Source organism: Paraburkholderia sediminicola (genome assembly GCF_046026895.1).
Lineage (GTDB): Bacteria > Pseudomonadota > Gammaproteobacteria > Burkholderiales > Burkholderiaceae > Paraburkholderia > Paraburkholderia sediminicola_C.
This window is the reverse complement of record NZ_JAQQEU010000004.1, coordinates 79,109-98,164: the sequence shown is the minus strand read 5'-3', so window position 1 is coordinate 98,164 and position 19,056 is coordinate 79,109. Positions and strand designations below refer to the sequence as shown.

Sequence of the window (19,056 nt, the reverse complement as noted above, 5' to 3'; positions counted from 1 at the left end):
TGCAGCTTTACCCATTACCACTACGAAACACGGGTTGGACCTACATGAAAAAACAGATCTCGTTCATTGCACCTGGACAGACGGCCAAAGCGCTCATCCTCGTGTACCTGACGTTCTCGGTGCCGATCGTGCTGCTGGGTGTGCTGGTCGCGTTTATTCGCTACGGGTCGGTGGAATTGAGCACGGTGTTCAGCGCGCTGCTGCTGAATGCGATCCTCGGCTTCGTGCTGCTGTGGATTGCCTGCCACGCGTACAACTGGGTTGCGTCGCGCTTCGGCGGCATTGAGATTCATCTGACCGACGCGCCGGAAGAGGCGTAATGCCCGCGACGATCCGCGCCGCCACGCCCGCGGACATCGGCGCCATCTTCGCGCTGACGTACGAACTGGCGCAATTCGAAAGCCTCACGCACGTCTTTGTCGCGACCGAAGCGGGTCTCTTCGACGCGCTATTCGGTGCGCGGCCCTCGATCGAAGCGCTGGTCGCGCAAGACGCCGGCCGCATCGTCGGCTATGCGCTGTTCTTCCACAATTATTCGAGTTTCGCTGGCCGGCGCGGGCTGTATCTCGAGGACGTGTACGTGCAACCCTCGCAACGCGGCAGCGGCCTGGGCACCGCGATGCTGCGGCGTCTTGCGGCCTGGCGGTGGAGCGGCAATGCGCGCGTTTCGAGTGGACGGTGCTGGACTGGAACCAGCCCGCGATCGACTTCTATCAGAAGATGGGAGCGACCGTGCTACCGGACTGGCGCGTGGTGCGGATGACGGGCGATGCGCTCCAGCAGCTGGCCGCGGGCGCGGATAAAGCGGGCGGCGTCTAAGCTTCGCGCTGGTCCGCCTGCCCGACCCGCAGCCTCGTTGCACCCTTATTGCTCGTCGGGGTCCACACTCGACAGCGCATCGCCGAGCAGGCCGCTCGCCTCCTCTCCCGGCAACGCCTCGACGTCACGCAGCTTGCGGCTCATCATGCGGGTGCGCGTTTCCGCCGCCTCGATCGAACGCGTGACGGTTTCCAGCTGCGCCTTGGTCTTGGCCAACACGTCGCCGAATTTACCGAACTCCGTTTTCACCGCGCCGAGCACCTGCCACACCTCGCTCGAACGCTTTTCGATCGCGAGCGTGCGGAAGCCCATCTGCAAACTGTTGAGCAACGCGGTCAGCGTGGTCGGTCCCGCAATCGTCACGCGGTAGTCGCGCTGCAGCAGATCCGTCAGTCCAGGCCGGCGCAACACTTCCGCATACAGGCCTTCGGTCGGCAGGTACAGCAGCGCGAAGTCGGTGGTGTGCGGCGGCGCCACATACTTCTCGGCGATCGCTCGGGCCTCCGCGCGAATCCGCGCTTCGAGCGCGCGTGACGCCTCTTCCACCGCGACCGGATCGGCGCGCTCCTGCGCTTCGATCAGACGCTCGTAATCTTCGCGCGGGAATTTGGCGTCGATCGGCAGCCAGACGGGCGCCGCCGCGGCGCCCTGCTCCGCGCGTCCCGGCAAGCGGATCGCGAACTCGACACGCTCCGCGCTCTTCGGCACCGTCGCGACGTTCTTCGCGTATTGATCGGCGGTGAGCAGCTGTTCGAGCAACGCTTCCAGTTGCACTTCGCCCCATGTGCCACGCGTCTTGACGTTGGTGAGCACCTTCTTCAGATCGCCCACGCCGGCCGCCAGCGTCTGCATCTCGCCCAGCCCGCGATGCACCTGCTCGAGCCGGTCGGACACCAGCTTGAACGATTCGCCCAGCCGCTGTTCGAGCGTGGCGTGCAGTTTTTCGTCGACCGTGCGGCGCATTTCCTCGAGCTTGGCCGAGTTGTTCGCCTCGATATCCTTGAGCCGCTGTTCGATGGTCGCGCGCACTTCGGCGAAGCGCCGGTCGTTCGCCTCGGTGAGGTGTCCCAGTTGCAGGCTCAGCGTCTCGCCGAACTGCTTGAGCGTGCGGCCCTGTTCGTCGCGCGCCTGCTGGGCTTGCGCCTGCAGGCTGTGACGCACCGCGTCGAGCTGCTGCGCGAAACCGTCGATCTTGCCGCTTTGCACCGTGGTCATGCTGCTGAACTGCGCGGCAAGCGTCTGTTGAAAGTGCGCGAAGCCGCTGCTCTGCTCGGTGCGCGACACCCGCGCCGTCTCGGCGATGTCGTTGCGCAGTTGCCGTTCGAGGCGCTCGTACGCGTGCGCTTGCGTGTCCGCGGCAACGTCGATACGTTCGTTGAGCAGTTCGAACTGCTCGTGGTCGTCCGCGCGGCCCTGCACGCGCAGCAGCAGCGTCACCGCGATCACCAATGCGACCGCCAGCACCGCGACGGCCGCCACCAGAATCAGCATCATGAACGCGCCTTGCCGATCACATCCGGGTTGATCGGATTCGGCGGTTGGCCGGCGCGCGGCCCTTCGCCCAGGGCGGCGATCAGGTTGTCCGCGGCGAGGTTCGCCATCGCGCGGCGGGTGGCTTCGGTCGCGCTCGCGATATGCGGCGTCAGCACGACGTTCGGCACACTCAGCAGATCCGGATTCAGATGCGGCTCGCCTTCGTACACGTCCAGACCGGCCGCCGCGATCTGCTTCGAGCGCAGCGCTTCGACCAGCGCCGCATCGTCGACGATGCCGCCGCGTGCGATGTTGGTGAGCGTAGCGGTCGGTTTCATCAGCGCGAGTTCGGCCGCACCGATCGTGTGATGGCTTTCCTTCGAGTACGGCACGACCAGCACGACATGATCGGCGCGGCGCAACAGATCCTGCTTCGATACATATTCCGCGTTCAGCTCGGCCTCGATCTCCGGCGCCACGCGCGAGCGGTTGTGATAGAGCACCTGCATGTTGAAGCCCTTCGCGCGACGTGCCAGCGCCTGGCCGATCCGGCCCATGCCGATCACGCCGAGCGTGGAACCGTGCAGATCGTTGCCGAGAAAGCCGTCGTAGCTCCACTTCTGCCATTTGCCCGCGCGCAGCCAGTGCTCCGATTCGGCGATGCGCCGTGCCGCGGCCATCATCAGCGCCCAGCCGAAGTCGGCGGTCGACTCGTTGAGCACGTCCGGCGTGTTGGTGCCGAGCACGTTCGCGGCGTTGAACGCGGCCATGTCGAAGTTGTTGTAGCCCACCGCCATGTTCGACACCACGCGCAGACGCGGCGCGGCCGCCAGCACGCTCGCGTCGATCGGCTCGCCCGCGGTCAGCGCGCCGTCCTTATCCGCGAGACGGCGCTTCAGTTCGTCGGCGGGCAGCACGTCGCCCTGGTTACTGTCGACGTCGAAATACTGTTTGAGCCGTTCGATCACATCGGGAAAGATCGAACGGGCGACGAGGATCTTCTGCATTGCAATTCTCCGTATAGCGCGTCGAGCGGAAATGCCTCGGCGTCGAAATGAGCGTCAGAAAAACAGCCAGCCGGTGAGCGCGAAGAGCGGCAGCAGCACCGCGCCGGACCAGCCCATAAAGGCGAAAAAACTCGGCATGCGAACGCCGCGCGACTGCGCGATCGCTTTCACCATGAAGTTCGGCGCGTTGCCGATATACGTGTTCGCGCCCATGAACACCGCGCCGGCCGAAATCGCGGCGAGCGTGGTCGCGCCGGTGGTCATCAACGTATGCGCATCGCCGCCGGCCAGGTTGAAGAACACGAGATAGGTCGGCGCGTTGTCGAGAAACGAAGATAGCAGGCCCGTCGCCCAGAAGTACATGATGTCGCGCGGCTGGCCGGCGGAATCGTTGACCAGATGGACGATGCCCGCGAACGCACCGGCCTCGCCGGCGCGCAGCATCATGATGACCGGCGCGATCGTCACGAAGATGCCGGCGAACAGTTTCGCCACTTCCTCGATCGGCGCCCAGTTGAAGTCGTTGCCCGCGCGCGCCGCGCGCGGCGTCCACGCGAGCGACAGCAACGTGACGGCGATCAGCGCGATATCGCGCAGCGCATTCTGCAGCGCCACCGGGGTGCCGAACACGTCGAACGTCACCCCCGGCCGCCATAGCCCGCTCATCAGCACGAGCGCGATCACCACGGCGAGCAGCAGAAAATTGACCTTGCCGTCGATGCCGCGCGGCGCGCCCTCGGGCGTCGGATCGAGAAAGCGCGAGCGCTCCTCTTCACGCTGATGAAAGTAGTACGAGTCGAGCGCATAGAACCCGGCCAGCAGTACGGCGCTGACGAACAGCATCGGCAGCGCGAGGTGCACCGTGGTCCAGAAGAAACTGACGCCCTCGAGGAAGCCGAGAAAGAGCGGCGGGTCGCCCAGCGGCGACAGCGAACCACCCACGTTCGCCACGAGAAAAATGAAGAACACGACCACATGGACCGCGTGCCGGCGATTGTCGTTGGCGCGCAGCAGCGGACGGATCAGCAGCATTGCCGCGCCGGTCGTGCCCATCACGCTCGCCAGCAACGTGCCGAGCGCGAGAATCGTGGTATTCACGCGCGGCGTGCCATGCAGATTGCCGCGCACGCAGATGCCGCCCGCGACCGTGTAAAGCGCCGTCAGCAGGATGATGAACGGAACGTACTCCGCAAGCATGGCATGCACCAGCTCGCCGAAAGCCTCGTGCACACCGAAGCTGAACGCGAACGGCACGAGAAACGCGAGCGCCCACGCCGCCGCGACCTTGCCGAAATGGTGATGCCAGAACGCGGGCGCGACCAGCGGAAATACCGCAATCGACACCAGCACGCCGGCGAACGGCAGGCCCCACAGTGCCGACAGGCTCGCGCCGTCGAGCGTCGCGGCGCACGCTGGCTGAGACCACGCGACCAGCATCAGTGCGGCGGCGAGCGACATCCTCGCCCCCACGGCATGCCCTTTCATATTCTTGAATTCCTTTTGTTACGAGTATCGCGGACGGCCACGCGCGCGATGGAGCGTAGCCGCGCTACTCGCTCAGGCACCCTGCACGACGATCACATGCACCCTGTACGGGCCATGCGCGCCGAGCACGATGGTCTGTTCGATATCGCCGGTGCGCGAAGGCCCGGAGACGAAATTGACGGCGCGGGGCAGTTCGCCGCGCTCGTTGCGGATCAGGCCGAACGCTTCCTCATGCCCCGCGACGATGCGCGAAGCCGGCACGATGGCAATGTGCGTTTCCGGCAGCAGGCCGGCTGATGCGTAGGTTTGCGGCCCGGACAGCAGCACGAGCGTGCCGGTCTCGGCGGTGGCGCAGAAGCAGCCGGTGATACCGACCAGGTCGCCGTCTCGCGGCTTGCGGAATTCAACGGTGAGGCCGGCCTCGGCCCACTGCAGATCCTGCAGCGTTTGCCACGCGATAGCCTGGAGCGGCAACCCGTGCTGCGTGAGGTAGCGATGCGCGGCGGCCGGCACGTCGGCGAGCGTCTGAACGGTGTCGACCGTGGTCGCCAATTTCTGCGCTTCTTCGATGAAGCGCGCGCTCAGGTCGGCCGGCATCTCCGGACGCGGACCGGCTGGATGGCGCTCGAGATAGTCCGCCGCGGCGTCGCGCTCGGCAGCCGACGGCTCGGGCTCGCGTCCTTGCGCGGCGCGGATGCGCGCCAGGATGTTGCGGCGGGCAATCGATGTGTCCATATGCGAGATCCTCATGTCGACAGCCGTGCGAAGTGACGAGGATTATACCGGCCGGCCTTCGCGCGAACACCCTGGCCGAACGGCATATTGCGAGGCGGCGCCCGCGCGTTCAAAGTGATGACCAGGCGAGCCGTTGCACGAACCCGCGCAGCGCGTGAAGCGCGCTATTTGGCCGCCTCTTCGTCAGGCTGGGCGATGCCGAACACCTGCCGCAAGTACGCGAGGTAGGCCTTGTCTTCGCACATGTTCTTGCCCGGCGAATCCGACAGCTTCGCCACCGGCTGACCATTGCAGCGAACCATCTTGATGACGATCTGCAGCGGGTTATAGCCGAGGTCGTTGGTCAGATTGGTGCCGACGCCGAAGGCCAGCTTGCAGCGGCCGCGAAAGCGCTCGTAGAGTTGCAGCACCTTCGGAATGTCGAGCGCGTCGGAGAACACGAGGACCTTGGTGCGCGGGTCGCAGCGGTTCGCTTCGTAGTGCTTGAGCAGGCGCTCGCCCCAGTCGAACGGATCGCCCGAATCATGACGCGCGCCGTCGAACAGCTTGCAGAAGTACATGTCGAAGTCGCGCAGGAAAGCCTGCATGCCGTACACGTCGGACAGCGCGATCCCCAGGTCGCCGCGATATTCCTTCGCCCACATTTCGAAGCCGAAGATCTGCGAGTCGCGCAACCGGGGGCCGAGCGCCTGGCACGCCTGCAGATATTCATGCGCCATCGTGCCGAGCGGCGTGAGGTTGTGCTTCATCGCGTAGAAGACGTTGCTGGTGCCGGCGAACTGCTCGCCGAGACCGTCTTTCAGCGTGAGGATCACTTCCTCGTGCCATTGCTTCGAGAAGCGGCGGCGCGTGCCGTAGTCGGCGATCTTGCAGTCGGCGAATTCGGGGCGCGCGCCCAGTAATTGCATCTTTTCGACGAGGCGGCCGCGCCCTTCGCTGTAGTCGGGCGTTTGCTGTGTGTTGCGGAAATAGACTTCGTTGACGATCGCGAGCATCGGGATCTCGAACAGGATCGTGTGCAGCCAGGGCCCCTTGATCTCGATGTCGATTTCGCCATTGCCCTTCGGCGACGGTTCGATCGAAATGTATTTCTCGTTCAGATGGAACAGCGCAAGAAACTCGATGAAGTCGCCCTTGATGAAGCGCATGCGCCGCAAGTAGTCGAGTTCGTCGTCGGTGAAGCGCAGATCGCAGAGCTTGCGCACTTCGTCGCGAATCTCGCCGATATACGGCACCAGATCGACATTCGGCGTGCGGCAGCGAAAGCGATACTCCACGTTCGCGGCGGGAAAATGATGCAACACCACTTGCATCATCGTGAACTTGTACAGATCGGTATCGAGCAGCGAAGTAATAATCATGATCGTGCGAACTGGACCACTGAAAAAACGAAAAAAGGCCCGGCTCAAAAGGCCTGACTCACCCGTGCCGCCTGCGGCGCAGCCATGCGGCGACGTGTGGCATGTTACCCGAATGCGCCAGGCTTCAGCGAGCCGGCGGGCTGTCGCTGCGCGCCCCGAAGAAAGTCCCTTGCCGGGCGCCATAAACTAATCACGAAAACATATAAAAGGCGTTGGCCGATGCTGCATGCGCCTCTTGACGTTACGTTACAATAGCGCTTTTGGCGTTTGCGCCTTCCCTGATTCCGCATGCAGGAGCTGCCTGAATGACTCACGTTGTGACCGAAAGCTGCATCAAGTGCCGCTATACCGACTGCGTCGATGTGTGCCCGGTGGACTGCTTTCGCGAAGGTCCCAACTTCCTCGCGATCGACCCCGATGAATGCATCGACTGCGCCGTGTGCGTAGCCGAATGCCCGGTGAACGCCATTTATGCCGAAGAAGATGTGCCGGGCGACCAGCAGGACTTCATCGAGCTGAATGCCGACCTGGCCAAGAATTGGCCGAGCATCACCAAGACCAAGGCGCCGCTGCCGGAAGCCGACGAGTTCAAGGACGTGAAGGAAAAGCTCGCGCTGCTCGCGCGCTGAGCGCAACCGCCTGTCACTCGCCCCGCGGCAGTCCGATGAAATCAAGATGAACGCAAGGTATTGACAGGCGCAAAAGCTGCCCCTACAATTTCGCTTCTCTGCTGTTGTTGTTCTGTTCCTCGATAGCTCAGTCGGTAGAGCGCCGGACTGTTAATCCGTAGGTCCCTGGTTCGAGCCCAGGTCGAGGAGCCAAGAATTGCAAAAGCCCGTTATCCAAGACGGGTTTTTTTATGTAGATCGAGTTGTACTGCTGTTCCTCGATAGCTCAGTCGGTAGAGCGCCGGACTGTTAATCCGTAGGTCCCTGGTTCGAGCCCAGGTCGAGGAGCCAAAATTTTGAAAGGCCCGCATCCGTGCGGGCCTTTTGTTTTTGCGCGATCAGTTTTGCGCGTCACGTTTTCCTCGATGGCGGATCACGCCGTGGTTGGCTCGGCGCTGACGTTTTTGCCGCCCGATACGTGTCATCTGTTGGTGAACCGGCCGCGAGCCAGCGTGCGTCACTGGCTCACAGGCCTCAACCCTCTCCGGCGCATGCCGTTACGATGGCGGTTTCCCGGCGCGTCTCGCGCCCAACCAGGCGCTCACCTCGGCAACCCATGAAACCCATCTCATTGCGCATCGCGCTGGCAGCCGCCACCGTCGTGCTGCTGTCTTCAGCACACAGCGAAGAAGTCGCCAGCGTCAATACCAACTTCCACATCACAGGCTCCGACCGGGTGGTCGTCGAGGCCTATGACGATCCGACCGTTCAAGGCGTGACCTGCTATGTGTCGCGCGCGCGCACCGGCGGCGTCAAGGGCACGCTCGGGATTGCCGAAGATCCGACCGAGGCTTCGATCGCCTGCCGCCAGGTCGGCGCGATTCATTTCACGGGCCCGGTGAAGCAGCAGGCCGACGTGTTCTCTGTGAGCATGTCGCTGATCTTCAAGTCGCTGCATGTGGTGCGCGTTGTCGACGCGAAGCGCAACACGCTCGTGTACCTCACCTATAGCGACCGGGTCGTCAGCGGCAGCGCGAAAAACAGCGTGAGCGCCGTGCCGATGCCGGCCGGCACGACGATCCCCGTCAAGTAAGCGCGGGCGTACGGCAAGACGCCTCGCGGCGCAGGCAATGGCCCCCGCCGCGAGCACTCGCGACGCGCTACACTGTCCGGTCCAGCCGGACCTTCATCATGACCGCACCCCATCGTTTCGGAGATTCCGCCCGCTACTGGCGCACGCCGCTTCTGCCCGGCGCCGACCTGCTCACGGCCGAATATCACGATCACGAATTCACGCCGCATTGGCACGACGCGTACACGATCCCGGTGATCGTCGCGGGGGCGGAGGGTTATCGGTATCGCGGTTCCGACTATGTGGCCGAGGCCGGCAGCGTGCCGATCATCAATCCCGGCGAACTGCACACGGGCTCGAAGGCGGTCGAGGCAGGCTGGCGGTATCGCGTGCTGTATGCGCCCGTTGATTTCATCCACGACCTCGCCAATGAAGTCGCCGGCAAGCCGCAAGCGCAGCCGTGGTTTGCGCCCGGCGTGATCCGCGACCCGGATCTGGCGACGCGGCTCGCGTACGCGCATCGTCTGCTGGAGGCGGGCGACGATGCGCTTGCGGCCGAAGCCGCGATGCTCGACGCGCTGTCCACGCTGCTGGTGCGCTATTCGCGCACGCAACCAGCGGCCACGCATGTCGCCGCCGATGATGCTCGCGTCGCGATCATGCAGGAGCGTCTGGCTGGCGATCTCGTCGAGGCGGTTACGCTTGCCGAAGTGGCGCGGACAGCGGGGTTGTCGCCGTTTCACGCGGCGCGCCTTTTCACCCGCGCGACGGGCTTGCCGCCTCACGCGTGGCGCAATCAGGTGCGTTTGCAACGCGCGCTCGCGCCACTGCGCGCGGGAGTTTCGGTGACGGATGTCGCCGCCGCTAGCGGCTTCACCGATCAGAGCCATTTCACCCGGCATTTCCGGCGCATGTTCGGGGTGCCGCCCGGTCGGTGGCAGGGGGTTTGAGGCGGCGTGGAGGCGTTGGGACGGGCGGCTGCGCGTTGCGGGCTGGCTTCGGCTCTCGGCTCTCGCCGCCCGCCGCTTGCCTGTCGCCCTCCGCCCTCCGCCCTCCGCTCCTTCCTCTGATCCCCTCCCTTCTGATCCTGCCTCTACCCCCAACCGCCCGCCCACGCCCATTCACCGCAAGAACGTACAAGCCCGCCCTACCACCCCTGGCTATGCTCTCCAAATCAAGGAGCCAGGATTGACCCATTCACCCCAAGGCCAGCCCATCGGCACAGGCCGCCTCAAGGAATTCACGGCCGGCGCACGCGACATCATCCCGATGATGGTCGGCGCCGCGCCGTTCGGCGTCATTTTCGGCACGCTCGTCGCATCCGGCCCGCTGAATCTGTGGCACGGCCAGTTGATGTCGCTCATCGTGTTCGCCGGCTCCGCGCAATTCATCGCGCTCGGCCTGATAGCCGGCCACGCGAGTTTCGCCGTGATCTGGGCCACCACGCTCGTCGTCAATCTGCGGCACGTGCTGTACAGCGCGACGCTCGCGCCGCACGTCGCGCATCTGCCGGCCCGCTGGCGCTGGGCGCTCGGCGCGCTGCTCACCGACGAAGTGTTCGCGGTCGCGTGGGAACACTACCGACATCGCGAACCCGGCACGGTCGGTCCGCACTATTTCTTCGGTGCGGGTCTCGCGATGTACCTGAACTGGCAGCTGTGGACCATCGCCGGCCTGCTGTTCGGGGCGGCCTTCCCCGGCTTGCAATCGCTCGGGCTCGATTTCGCGATGGTCGCCACCTTCATCGCGATCGTCGTGCCGCAACTCGTCGCGTTGCGCTACATCGCGGCCGCCGCGACCGCGGGCACGCTGGCCTTTTTCTGGCAAGCCTGGCCGTACAAGTTGGGCCTGCTCGGCGCGGTGTTCGCGGGTGTGGCGGTCGGCGTGCTGCTGTCGACGTCGCGCCCCAATCTGCGCGGCTCGCGCGAAACCGCGGGGGCCGCCCGATGAACTACGTCGTTCTAATCATCGGCATGGCGGTCATTACGTGGGTGATCCGCGCGGCCGTGTTCGTACTTGGCGACCGGCTGGTGTTTCCGCCCTTGGTACGTACGGCCCTGGGTTTCGTGCCGGTTACCGTACTGACGGCGATCATCGTGCCGATGGCGGTTTCGCCGCACGGCACCCATGCCGAACTGAGCTGGCGCAATCCGCAGCTGGTCGGCGCGCTGGCCGCTGTCGTCGTTAGCGCGCTGACACGGCGGCCGCTGCTGACCATCGCGGTCGGCCTGACAGTGTTCTTTGTCTGGCAATGCGTCGTGCTCAAGTAGACATGTGCCGCCGCGCGGCGGCGTCGGCATAGGCGTCGTCCAGCTCGGGCCACATGCGACGCACCCGGCTAGCGGCGCCTCCCCTCCCAAAGCCTTTGCCGCCACCCGCACGCACTCAAGATCGGCATCGGGCGGCTCGTGTGACGTGGGACACACGGCAAGCGACCCATCCAGCTAGCGACGGATCCTTCTAAAGCGTCCCCCGCCACCCGCACCCTCTCAAGTTTCCGTCCCATCCGCCGATAAGAAGTCGAGGTCCGCGCATCGGGATGCATCCCGCTGGTTACGCGGCAACAGGCAGGAATCAACCGCGTCGGCATCTGGCGTCGCGTCGCCCAAGGTCCCCGCGCGGCCGGACGACGTGACGAGGCCGTGCGGCAGGACCAAACGGGATAACACATGGGTCAAATCACCCTCAAGCTCAAGGACGAGACCCTTGCGTCGCTGCGCAAGGACTTCGACGCTTTTTTGCGGGTTTCGCTGAAGCTCGACCCGCAGTTCGCGACGCCGTCGTTTGAGGACTTCTTGCGCGCCAAGCTGCTCGACAACATGGTGCCGCTGACCGAACACGCGGTCCAGCGGATGCTGCAGGGCGGCCAGTACGCATGGGCCAAGCGCACGCTCGACAAGGAATTCCCGGATGTCGTCGCGATTCTGATGCGGCAGGCGGGCGAGTTCGGTTTCGGCTTCGCGGCGCGCTCGGAATGGACGCCGGACGAGTTGGCCAAGCAATGCCGCGACTGGGCGGCGGCGATCGTCAAGGAAGCGGAAGGCGATGCGGCGCTGGTCGACCCGCTCGCCGCGCAGATCAAAAGCGCGGCGCAGGACATCCAGGCGCTCGAAGAAGTCATGCAGACGCCCGCATGGCGGCTGGTGGAATCGTTGCGTCAGCGGGTCTATGAGGCCAAGGTGGCGTGCGAAACGAGCGTGGGCAGCACCGCGCGCGAGAAGCTCGGTGAACTGCGCGGGCTGCTGCGGCTGGGCATCTCGCATGGCTCGTTCCAGAAACAGGAAGCGCAGCAGATCATGGAGTATCTGCGCCTGCTCAAGCCGGAGATTTTCGTCGAAGAGCCGTATGACGTGTTTTCACGCCTCGCGGCATGGCTGCGCAACTTCTTCGTGCCGCCGCGTCCGGTGCCGCAGCAACAGCAACGACAGTCGCGCTGAGTTCGACCTTGGGGGCGGCAGCGCACGAGCACGCCCCCATGCTCGCTCCGCCCTATCCCCCAACCCACGCCCCCGCGCTTCAATCCCACATCTTCCTGAGCTTCGCGCCAATCTCGACCTTCGCCTTCGCGGCCGCCGCGAGCCCCGCTGCCGTCGGCGCGCTCGGCACTGGCACGCGCGGCCACGCATACGCGTCGAACAGCGGCATCAGATGCGCGGGAATGAAGCGCGTGCGCGACGCCCATACATGACGATCACCCATATGCGTCTGGTTGTGCACGTAAAAGCGCTGCGGCACCACGATGTGCAGATCCTCTTTCGCCCGGGTCATCGCCACGTATAACAGGCGCCGTTCCTCGTCGATCTCGTCCTCGCTGCCGGTGCCGAGATCGGACGGAATACAGCCGTCGACGCCGTTCAGCACGAACACGTTGCGCCACTCCTGCCCCTTCGCCGAATGAATCGTCGACAGGATCAGGTAGTCTTCGTCGATTAGCGGCACGCCGGATTCGTCGCTGGTGGCATCGGGCGGATCGAGTGTCAGCTCGGTCAGAAAGCGCTCGCGCGACGCGTACGTGCCCGCGATGCTTTCCATCTGCAGCACGTCCGCGTGACGGATCGCAGCGTCCTCGTGATTGCGTTCGAGATGCGGCTCGTACCAGCGCCGCACCATTTCGAACTCGGCGGGCCAAGGCGTCTGCCGTCCATACACGCTCGACACCAGCTTGACGAACGGATGCCAGTCCTCCTGCGCGCGAGCGGGCGCGGCAAACGCGGCGAGTGCGCTCGCGGCGGTGTCGACGGGGTTGCCGCCGCCCGCGCGCGTGCCGATCTCGTCGAGCACCTTCGCCGCGGTGGCCGGCCCCACGCCCGGCAGCAACTGCACGACGCGAAAACCAGCGACGCGGTCGCGCGGATTCTCTGCCCAGCGCAGCACCGCGAGCACGTCCTTCACATGCACCGAATCGAGAAATTTCAGACCGCCGAACTTGACGAACGGAATGTTGCGGCGGGTCAGTTCGATCTCCAGCGCGGCGCTATGGTGCGCGGCGCGAAACAGCACCGCCTGCGACTTCAGCTTCATCCCCTGCTCGCGCGCTTCGAGCACCTGTTCGACGATATAGCGTGCCTGATCGGCTTCGTCGGCGACCGTGACCAGACGCGGACGTTGCGCCGACGCCTTGTCGGTCCACAGGTTTTTCGTGTAACGCTAGCTGGCCAGTTCGATCACCGCGTTCGACGCGGCCAGGATCGGCGCGGTCGAACGGTAGTTGCGCTCCAGCGTGACCTGCCGTGCGGGCGGGTCGAACTGCGCGGGAAAATCGAGAATGTTGCGCACGGTCGCGCCGCGAAACGAGTAGATGGACTGCGCGTCGTCGCCGACCACGGTCAGGCCGCGCCCGTCCGGCTTCAGCGCGAGCAGGATCGACGCCTGCAGACGGTTGGTGTCCTGATATTCGTCGACCAGCACGTGGTCGAAGCGCGCCGACAGGTCGGCCGCGATAGCCGGCTCCGCGGCCATGTGCGACCAGTAGAGCAGCAGATCGTCGTAGTCGAGCACGCTCTGTTTCTGTTTCGCGTCGACATACGCGGCGAACAACATGCGCAGGTCGGCTTCCCATTCGCGGCACCACGGAAACGCGTTGTCGAGCACCTGGCCGAGCGACGCCCCGGTGTTCACGACGCGCGAATAGATGGCAAAGCAGGTGCCCTTGGCCGGGAAGCGCCGCTCTTTCGCGGACAGCCCGAGTTCGTGGCGCACCAGGTTCATCAGATCGGCGGAATCTTCGCGGTCGTTGATCGTGAAGGACGGCGCGAGACCGATCAGCTCGGCGTACTCGCGCAGCAGCCGCGCGCCGACGCTGTGGAACGTACCCGACCACGTGAGCCCCTGCGCGAGCGCGGCCCGCGCGCCGAGCGCCGCGCCGGCGATGCGCGTGACGCGGCGGGTCATTTCGAGCGCCGCGCGGCGCGAAAAAGTCAGCAGCAGGATGCGGCGCGGATCGGCACCCTTCACCACCAGATTGGCGACCCGATGCGCGAGCGTGTTGGTCTTGCCGGAGCCGGCGCCCGCGATCACCAGCAGCGCGCCGGGGGGCGCGTTGGGGGTGTCGGCGCCATGTTCGACGGCTTCGCGTTGGGCGTCGTTGAGCTTCGCGAGCCTGGCGGCGGTATCGGAGGGCGGCGGAGTTTCGGCGACGGAGAGCACGGGAGTCTGCACTTTGGGATGGACACAGGATGGCGACGCATACTGTATATCCATACAACCATCGGCGACAAGCGACCCTTTTTTGACGGCTATTTGGGAGCGAAGCCGAACCGCCTCGTCACTGCGATGTCTGCACGTAAACAGGTCCAGCGCGAGTGCGGAAAATGGCGCGAAGTAGCGCCTAACGTGAAAACAGGATCCCGCAAAGAAAACGGCCCGTGCGCAACTTTTCGCGCCACGGGCCACTCATCGTTTTCACGAGCGAAGCGGACGACGTGACATCGACCTCCCCAACTTGCGACGCGCACGCTTACTGCTTCTTCGCGTCCTTCAAATTGGCATCGGCATTGGCCTTGTCGGCGTCGGCCTGAGCGTCGGTTTTCGTCTTGTCGGCCTTGGCCTGCGCGACTGCGGCCTTTTTGTCCGCCTTCGACTGTTCCTTCACGGCCTTCTTGTCGGCGTGGGTAACGGGCGCCGCGGCCGGGTCGCTCGCCTGCGCGAACGCGACCGATGACAGACAACCCGCAATCAACGCGGCATAAATCCGGTTCTTCGTTGACCTGACGATACTCATCCGGCACCTCCCTCAAACATCGTGCAAAGCGCTGCGCGCCCCGCCCGACAGTTGCATCCCAACCGGGCGAAGCACGGCGTGACGGCTAACGCCTCCCCGCCACGCCGACGCTCGCGCGGCTGGCTTAATGCTTCACATCGGCGCCATCAGCCTGAACCGCAGCGTGTCCTTCCATGTTCATCTTCATTTCGTTGTTGGCAGCCTGCTTATCCGCCTTCTGATTGATCTTCGCGTCGCGCACCTGCTCCTTGTACTGCGCCTTGGCGGCCTTCTGCTCATCCTTCATCTCCGCCTTAGACGCCTTCTTCGACGCGCGATATTCCGCATTCGCCTTCGCGTTGGCGTCACGCTTTTGCACCAGCGGATCGGTCGAACCCGACGCCGTCAGGCGGGTCGGCGCCGGCGTCACCGGCTGCACGCCCTGCGCGGCGGGAGCGGCGGGCGCGACCTCGGCGCCTTGCGTCTGCATCTGCGCCTGGCCACCGAGTCCTGCCGCCGGTTGCGTGGTCTGCGCCATGGCGGCGGTGGCGGCAAAAGCCGTGAGGGCGGTGCCGATCAGGAGCGAACGAATCTGGGTCATGGCTAATCCTCTCTCAAGTTATTGTGACGTGGCGTGTCCGGCGGTCTGTCGGGACGACCAGTCCGGCCTGCCTCGCCCGGTCTTCTGTCGCTGGGATTTCGATGAAATACAGCAAGCTCTGCTACGTTTCCGAACTTTACGAGGGAACTCTGCGATGTACGACCGGTGTTACGCAACGTTTCACTTTCCGACAATCGGATAACAACTGCTTGCATTTGCTTGCGCACGGGCCGCGTGCACCGCGTGCTTCATCTAGGGCAAGCTTGTGCCTTATGATGCGAACCCTTTGCCTGAAGGTGCAAACGCCATGCCCAACCTCGATTTCACGCTCACCGGCGACTACGTCGAACTGCACAATCTCCTGAAGATAACGGGGCTCGCGGATAGCGGAGGCTCGGCCAAAATGATGGTCGCCGACGGCGCTGTGACCGTCGACGGCCGGGTCGAAACACGTAAGACCTGCAAAATCCGCGCGGGTCAGGTCGTACTGCTCGGCGATACGCGGATCGCGGTCCACGAGGCCCACTGAGGCGGCGTCCGCCTCCCCGCCCACCGGCAGTCCGGAAACTCGCTGCATCGCACGCACCAGAATCGTGCGTCTTCCATCGACATCGCCGGGCCCACGCAATAAGCTGTTGGTTTCGACAGACAAACCCTTTGGCCAGCACGAGCGGCTCGCGAACGCACCGCGCTTTCCTTCTCCGCTGCTAAGCGCGCGGCCGCCGCAACGCGCCGCCGCCAGCGTACGAAGCGAGCGACGCGCGCCACACGCCGGCCCCGTGACACTGCCCCGCCACTTCCGCCGTCAAGCGCTTCATGACTCAATCCGGCTTCACCCGGGTGGCCGCCCGGCCGCCGACCTTCTCCCGCCACGCGGCCGACACCGCCCGGCTCGCGGCGCCGCTGGCGATCGCGCAGCTCTCGCAAATGGCGATGAGCGTCACCGACACCATCCTGCTCGGCTCGCTCGGCCCCGATGCGCTGGCCGCCGGCGGGCTCGGCGCGAACCTGTTCTTCGTCGTGGTGACGCTGCTGCAGGGCGTGCTGACTTCCGTCAGCGTGAGCGTGTCGCACGCGCGCGGCGCGCAGGACGATAGCCGCGTGCCGCATATCTACTGGACCGGTTTCGTGCTGTCGGTACTGCTGTCGGTGCCGGCGTTCATCCTGCTGTCGTTCGCATCGCGAATCCTGCTCGCGTTCGGCGAGCCGGGTCTGCTCGCACACAACGTCGGCGAATACGCGGCGGTGCTGCGCTGGGGCGCGCCCGCCAGCCTGATCGGCGTCGGTCTGATGCGCTCGTTTCTGCCGGCGATCGGCGCGGCGCGACGCCTGCTGTGGGTGTCGATCGCGAGCGTCGGCGTCAACGCATTCCTGAATTACGGGCTGATCCACGGCGCTTATGGGTTGCCGCGGCTCGGCTTTCTGGGCTCGGCGGCCGCGACCTCGATCACCGTCTGGCTGACCGCGCTCGTGCTGATGGCGCTGCTGCATCTGCGGCCGCGCTTCCGCCATTTCGTCGTCGCGACGCGGCCGAACGTGCCGCTGATGGGCGAACTGTTCGGCATCGGCTGGCCGGTCGCGATCACCTATGGCGTCGAGTCCACGCTCTTTCTCGCCACCGGCCTGATGGTCGGCCTGCTCGGCGAGTCGCAGCTCGCCGCGCATCAGATCGCGCTGAACGTCGCGTCGGTGGCCTTCATGGTGCCGCTCGCGATCGGCCAGGCGGCCAACGTCCGGGTCGGCTTCTGGGCCGGCGCCGGGCAGCCGCTGGCCGCGCGCCATGCGGGCTTCGTCGCGCTGGCGCTGGGCGTCGGCTTCATGACGCTGTCGGGGATCGTGCTGATTGCCGCGCCGCACTGGATCGTCGGCCTCTATCTGCATCTCGACGACCCGGCCAACGCGCCGACCGTCGCGCTGGCGAGTTCGCTGCTGGGCGTGGCGGCGATTTTCCAGATCGTCGACGGCATGCAGACGGTCGGGTCAGGCTGCCTGCGGGGGCTAAAGGACACGCGCGTGCCGATGATCGCCGCGGCGTTCGGTTATTGGGTGATCGGTTTTCCCACCGGCTATACGCTGGCGTTTCACTTTGGCCTCGGAGCGCGCGGTTTATGGTGGGGGCTCGCGGCCGGCCTCGCGAGCGTCGCGCTTCTGATGACGTTGCGGTTTCATAGGCTGAGCTTGCGGCGCGTGCCGGCGGCGGTGGTAACGCCGCCTGTTGGATCGGGTTGAGCGCGGGCCGCTTACCGTTTGCCGTTTGCCACTTCGGATGCGCTCGTGTCGACTCCTTCGCGCGAGACAATCCACACGACGAAGCATCGCCAGCAGCTCATTCGATCCACCCCCCGCGACGCGTCCTCAACAAGGACCGGACCGTCCTCCACAGCCGCCCCGCCGCCAAAAGGTAAAATGCCGGTCCCGGCCCACCGGCGCCCACCCGCGCCATACGCCGGGATTCCGCTTGGCACGCCCCACAAAGGCCAGCGCCGCCCGCAGGCTCACCACTGCCCGCACGGTTCGCCGCGTTCGCGCGGCCGACTTCCGAACGCCGCCGCTCCGGCTGGCCCGCCCGGCCGCTCGATGCACCCTCGATTCTCGCGATAAAACATAACCAAGGACCACCCGTCATGCTTGCCCGCGTCACCCGCTTATTTCCGCTCTGGGCCGTGCTCGTTTCGATCGCCGCGTACTGCTCGCCCGCGTCGTTCACGGGCATCGCGCCGCACGTCACCACGCTGCTCACGATCATCATGCTGGCGATGGGCGTCACGTTATCCGTGGCCGATTTCCAGCGTGTCTTCACGCGGCCCGCGCCGGTGCTCGCCGGCATCGTGCTGCACTACCTCGTGATGCCGCTCGCCGCCTGGGTGATCGCCAAGGCCCTGCGCATGCCGCCGGACCTGACCGCCGGCATGGTGCTGGTAGGCAGCGTCGCGAGCGGCACGGCGTCGAACGTGATGATCTATCTGGCGCGCGGCGACGTCGCGTTGTCGGTGACGATCAGCGCGTTGTCGACCCTCGTCGGCGTGTTCGCGACGCCGCTTCTCACGCGTCTTTACGTGGACGCGTCGATCGCCGTCGACGTGCACGGCATGCTGATGAGCATCCTGCAGATCGTCGCGCTGCCGATCGTGGTCGGCCTGATCATCAACCATCTGTTCAGCAAGACGGTGCGCAAGATCGAGCCGATCCTGCCGCTGATCTCGATGGTCGCGATCGTGCTCATCATCGGCGCGGTGGTGGGCGGCACGCAGAAGAGCATCGCGTCGGTCGGCCTTGTGGTGATGCTGGGCGTGGTGCTGCATAACGGCATCGGCCTGCTCGGCGGTTACTGGGGCGGGCGTCTGCTCGGCTTCGACGAAGCCGTCTGCCGCACCCTCGCGATCGAAGTGGGCATGCAGAACTCGGGCCTCGCCGCGACGCTCGGCAAGCTGTATTTCACGCCGATCGCGGCCTTGCCGGGCGCATTGTTCTCGGTGTGGCACAACCTGTCCGGCTCGCTGCTCGCAGGCCACTGGGCGGGACGTCCCGCGAAAGGCTCCACGCATGCGGACGGCGAGCGCGGGTTGAACGCCGGGCGCGGCTAACGCGAACTCGGCGCGCCGCGATCGCAGTTTAAAAAGCGATCGCGGCAGCGCTCGACATGAGCGCATAGACTCAATTGCGGCCTTTGTCGGCACGCTCATTAGGTCCCGGCAA

Annotated in this window: 17 protein-coding genes, 2 tRNA genes and 2 pseudogenes; 13 read left to right on the top strand and 8 right to left on the bottom strand. The window is 65.3% G+C overall.

From position 1 onward, the window contains the following. Nucleotides 1–44 precede the first annotated feature (44 nt). Both PQR02_RS04500 and PQR02_RS04495 read left to right on the top strand, forming a co-directional pair. Nucleotides 45–320, top strand: coding sequence for a hypothetical protein (locus PQR02_RS04500; RefSeq protein WP_074764961.1), 276 nt, complete (start codon nucleotides 45–47; stop codon nucleotides 318–320). Then, nucleotides 320–819 (top strand): annotated as a pseudogene (locus tag PQR02_RS04495) (GNAT family N-acetyltransferase). Before PQR02_RS04500 ends, PQR02_RS04495 begins: the two are co-directional and overlap by 1 nt. Nucleotides 820–864: 45 nt before the next feature. On the opposite strand, the gene PQR02_RS04490 reads toward PQR02_RS04495, so the two are convergent. The 5 genes from PQR02_RS04490 to pncB all read right to left on the bottom strand — a co-directional run bounded on the left by PQR02_RS04490 (nucleotide 865) and on the right by pncB (nucleotide 6,880). Next, the gene (locus tag PQR02_RS04490; protein WP_408226065.1) at nucleotides 865–2,313 is read right to left on the bottom strand and encodes a DNA recombination protein RmuC; all 1,449 of its coding nucleotides are present in this window, start codon (nucleotides 2,311–2,313) and stop codon (nucleotides 865–867) included. Then, entirely contained in the window at nucleotides 2,310–3,299 is a 990-nt protein-coding gene (locus PQR02_RS04485) for a 2-hydroxyacid dehydrogenase (protein WP_408226062.1), read from the bottom strand. The genes PQR02_RS04490 and PQR02_RS04485 overlap by 4 nt, the downstream gene beginning before the upstream one ends. Before the next feature lie 54 nt (nucleotides 3,300–3,353). Continuing rightward, nucleotides 3,354–4,784 (bottom strand): sodium:proton antiporter, encoded by a 1,431-nt coding sequence (locus tag PQR02_RS04480; protein ID WP_408226059.1) that lies wholly within the window; start codon nucleotides 4,782–4,784, stop codon nucleotides 3,354–3,356. A gap of 72 nt (nucleotides 4,785–4,856) precedes the next feature. Continuing rightward, nucleotides 4,857–5,519, bottom strand: a complete 663-nt coding sequence (locus tag PQR02_RS04475) for a LutC/YkgG family protein (RefSeq protein WP_408226056.1) — start codon at nucleotides 5,517–5,519, stop codon at nucleotides 4,857–4,859. Nucleotides 5,520–5,683: 164 nt separating this feature from the next. Then, nucleotides 5,684–6,880, bottom strand: a complete 1,197-nt coding sequence (gene pncB, locus PQR02_RS04470) for a nicotinate phosphoribosyltransferase (protein ID WP_408226053.1) — start codon at nucleotides 6,878–6,880, stop codon at nucleotides 5,684–5,686. Nucleotides 6,881–7,185: 305 nt separating this feature from the next. Between pncB and fdxA the strand changes: the two genes are divergently transcribed. The 8 genes from fdxA to PQR02_RS04430 all read left to right on the top strand — a co-directional run bounded on the left by fdxA (nucleotide 7,186) and on the right by PQR02_RS04430 (nucleotide 11,997). Then, the gene (fdxA, locus tag PQR02_RS04465; protein WP_408226050.1) at nucleotides 7,186–7,509 is read left to right on the top strand and encodes a ferredoxin FdxA; all 324 of its coding nucleotides are present in this window, start codon (nucleotides 7,186–7,188) and stop codon (nucleotides 7,507–7,509) included. A 116-nt stretch (nucleotides 7,510–7,625) separates the two neighbouring features. Then, a tRNA-Asn gene (locus PQR02_RS04460) sits at nucleotides 7,626–7,701 on the top strand. A gap of 62 nt (nucleotides 7,702–7,763) precedes the next feature. Next, nucleotides 7,764–7,839: transfer RNA gene (locus PQR02_RS04455), tRNA-Asn, on the top strand. Between the two features lie 265 nt (nucleotides 7,840–8,104). Further along, nucleotides 8,105–8,581 carry a CreA family protein gene (locus PQR02_RS04450; RefSeq protein WP_408226047.1) on the top strand — a complete coding sequence of 159 codons (477 nt, stop codon included), beginning with the start codon at nucleotides 8,105–8,107 and terminating at the stop codon, nucleotides 8,579–8,581. Nucleotides 8,582–8,679: 98 nt separating this feature from the next. Beyond that, nucleotides 8,680–9,510 carry a helix-turn-helix transcriptional regulator gene (locus PQR02_RS04445; protein WP_408226044.1) on the top strand — a complete coding sequence of 277 codons (831 nt, stop codon included), beginning with the start codon at nucleotides 8,680–8,682 and terminating at the stop codon, nucleotides 9,508–9,510. Nucleotides 9,511–9,748: 238 nt separating this feature from the next. Beyond that, entirely contained in the window at nucleotides 9,749–10,510 is a 762-nt protein-coding gene (locus PQR02_RS04440) for an AzlC family ABC transporter permease (RefSeq protein ID WP_408226041.1), read from the top strand. Beyond that, nucleotides 10,507–10,830 carry an AzlD domain-containing protein gene (locus PQR02_RS04435; RefSeq protein ID WP_408226038.1) on the top strand — a complete coding sequence of 108 codons (324 nt, stop codon included), beginning with the start codon at nucleotides 10,507–10,509 and terminating at the stop codon, nucleotides 10,828–10,830. The genes PQR02_RS04440 and PQR02_RS04435 overlap by 4 nt, the downstream gene beginning before the upstream one ends. A gap of 399 nt (nucleotides 10,831–11,229) precedes the next feature. Next, nucleotides 11,230–11,997 (top strand): DUF4088 family protein, encoded by a 768-nt coding sequence (locus tag PQR02_RS04430; protein ID WP_408226035.1) that lies wholly within the window; start codon nucleotides 11,230–11,232, stop codon nucleotides 11,995–11,997. Nucleotides 11,998–12,076: 79 nt separating this feature from the next. On the opposite strand, the pseudogene PQR02_RS04425 reads toward PQR02_RS04430, so the two are convergent. From PQR02_RS04425 to PQR02_RS04415, 3 genes and pseudogenes are all read right to left on the bottom strand, one after another. Continuing rightward, nucleotides 12,077–14,260, bottom strand: a pseudogene (locus PQR02_RS04425) (ATP-dependent helicase). A gap of 256 nt (nucleotides 14,261–14,516) precedes the next feature. After that, complete coding sequence (locus PQR02_RS04420; RefSeq protein WP_408226033.1) at nucleotides 14,517–14,780, bottom strand: hypothetical protein; 264 nt, start codon at nucleotides 14,778–14,780, stop codon at nucleotides 14,517–14,519. Nucleotides 14,781–14,904: 124 nt separating this feature from the next. Next, the gene (locus PQR02_RS04415; RefSeq protein ID WP_408226030.1) at nucleotides 14,905–15,360 is read right to left on the bottom strand and encodes a hypothetical protein; all 456 of its coding nucleotides are present in this window, start codon (nucleotides 15,358–15,360) and stop codon (nucleotides 14,905–14,907) included. A 307-nt stretch (nucleotides 15,361–15,667) separates the two neighbouring features. Between PQR02_RS04415 and PQR02_RS04410 the strand changes: the two genes are divergently transcribed. The 3 genes from PQR02_RS04410 (at nucleotide 15,668) to panS (ending at nucleotide 18,944) form a co-directional block, all read left to right on the top strand. Next, on the top strand, nucleotides 15,668–15,889 hold the full coding sequence (locus PQR02_RS04410) for an RNA-binding S4 domain-containing protein (protein WP_042321998.1): 222 nt from the start codon (nucleotides 15,668–15,670) through the stop codon (nucleotides 15,887–15,889). Between the two features lie 287 nt (nucleotides 15,890–16,176). Beyond that, a complete protein-coding gene (locus PQR02_RS04405) occupies nucleotides 16,177–17,589 on the top strand; it encodes an MATE family efflux transporter (RefSeq protein WP_408226026.1) in 1,413 nt (470 codons plus the stop codon). 395 nt (nucleotides 17,590–17,984) lie between these two features. Further along, on the top strand, nucleotides 17,985–18,944 hold the full coding sequence (panS, locus tag PQR02_RS04400) for a ketopantoate/pantoate/pantothenate transporter PanS (protein ID WP_408226023.1): 960 nt from the start codon (nucleotides 17,985–17,987) through the stop codon (nucleotides 18,942–18,944). Nucleotides 18,945–19,056: the final 112 nt, after the last annotated feature.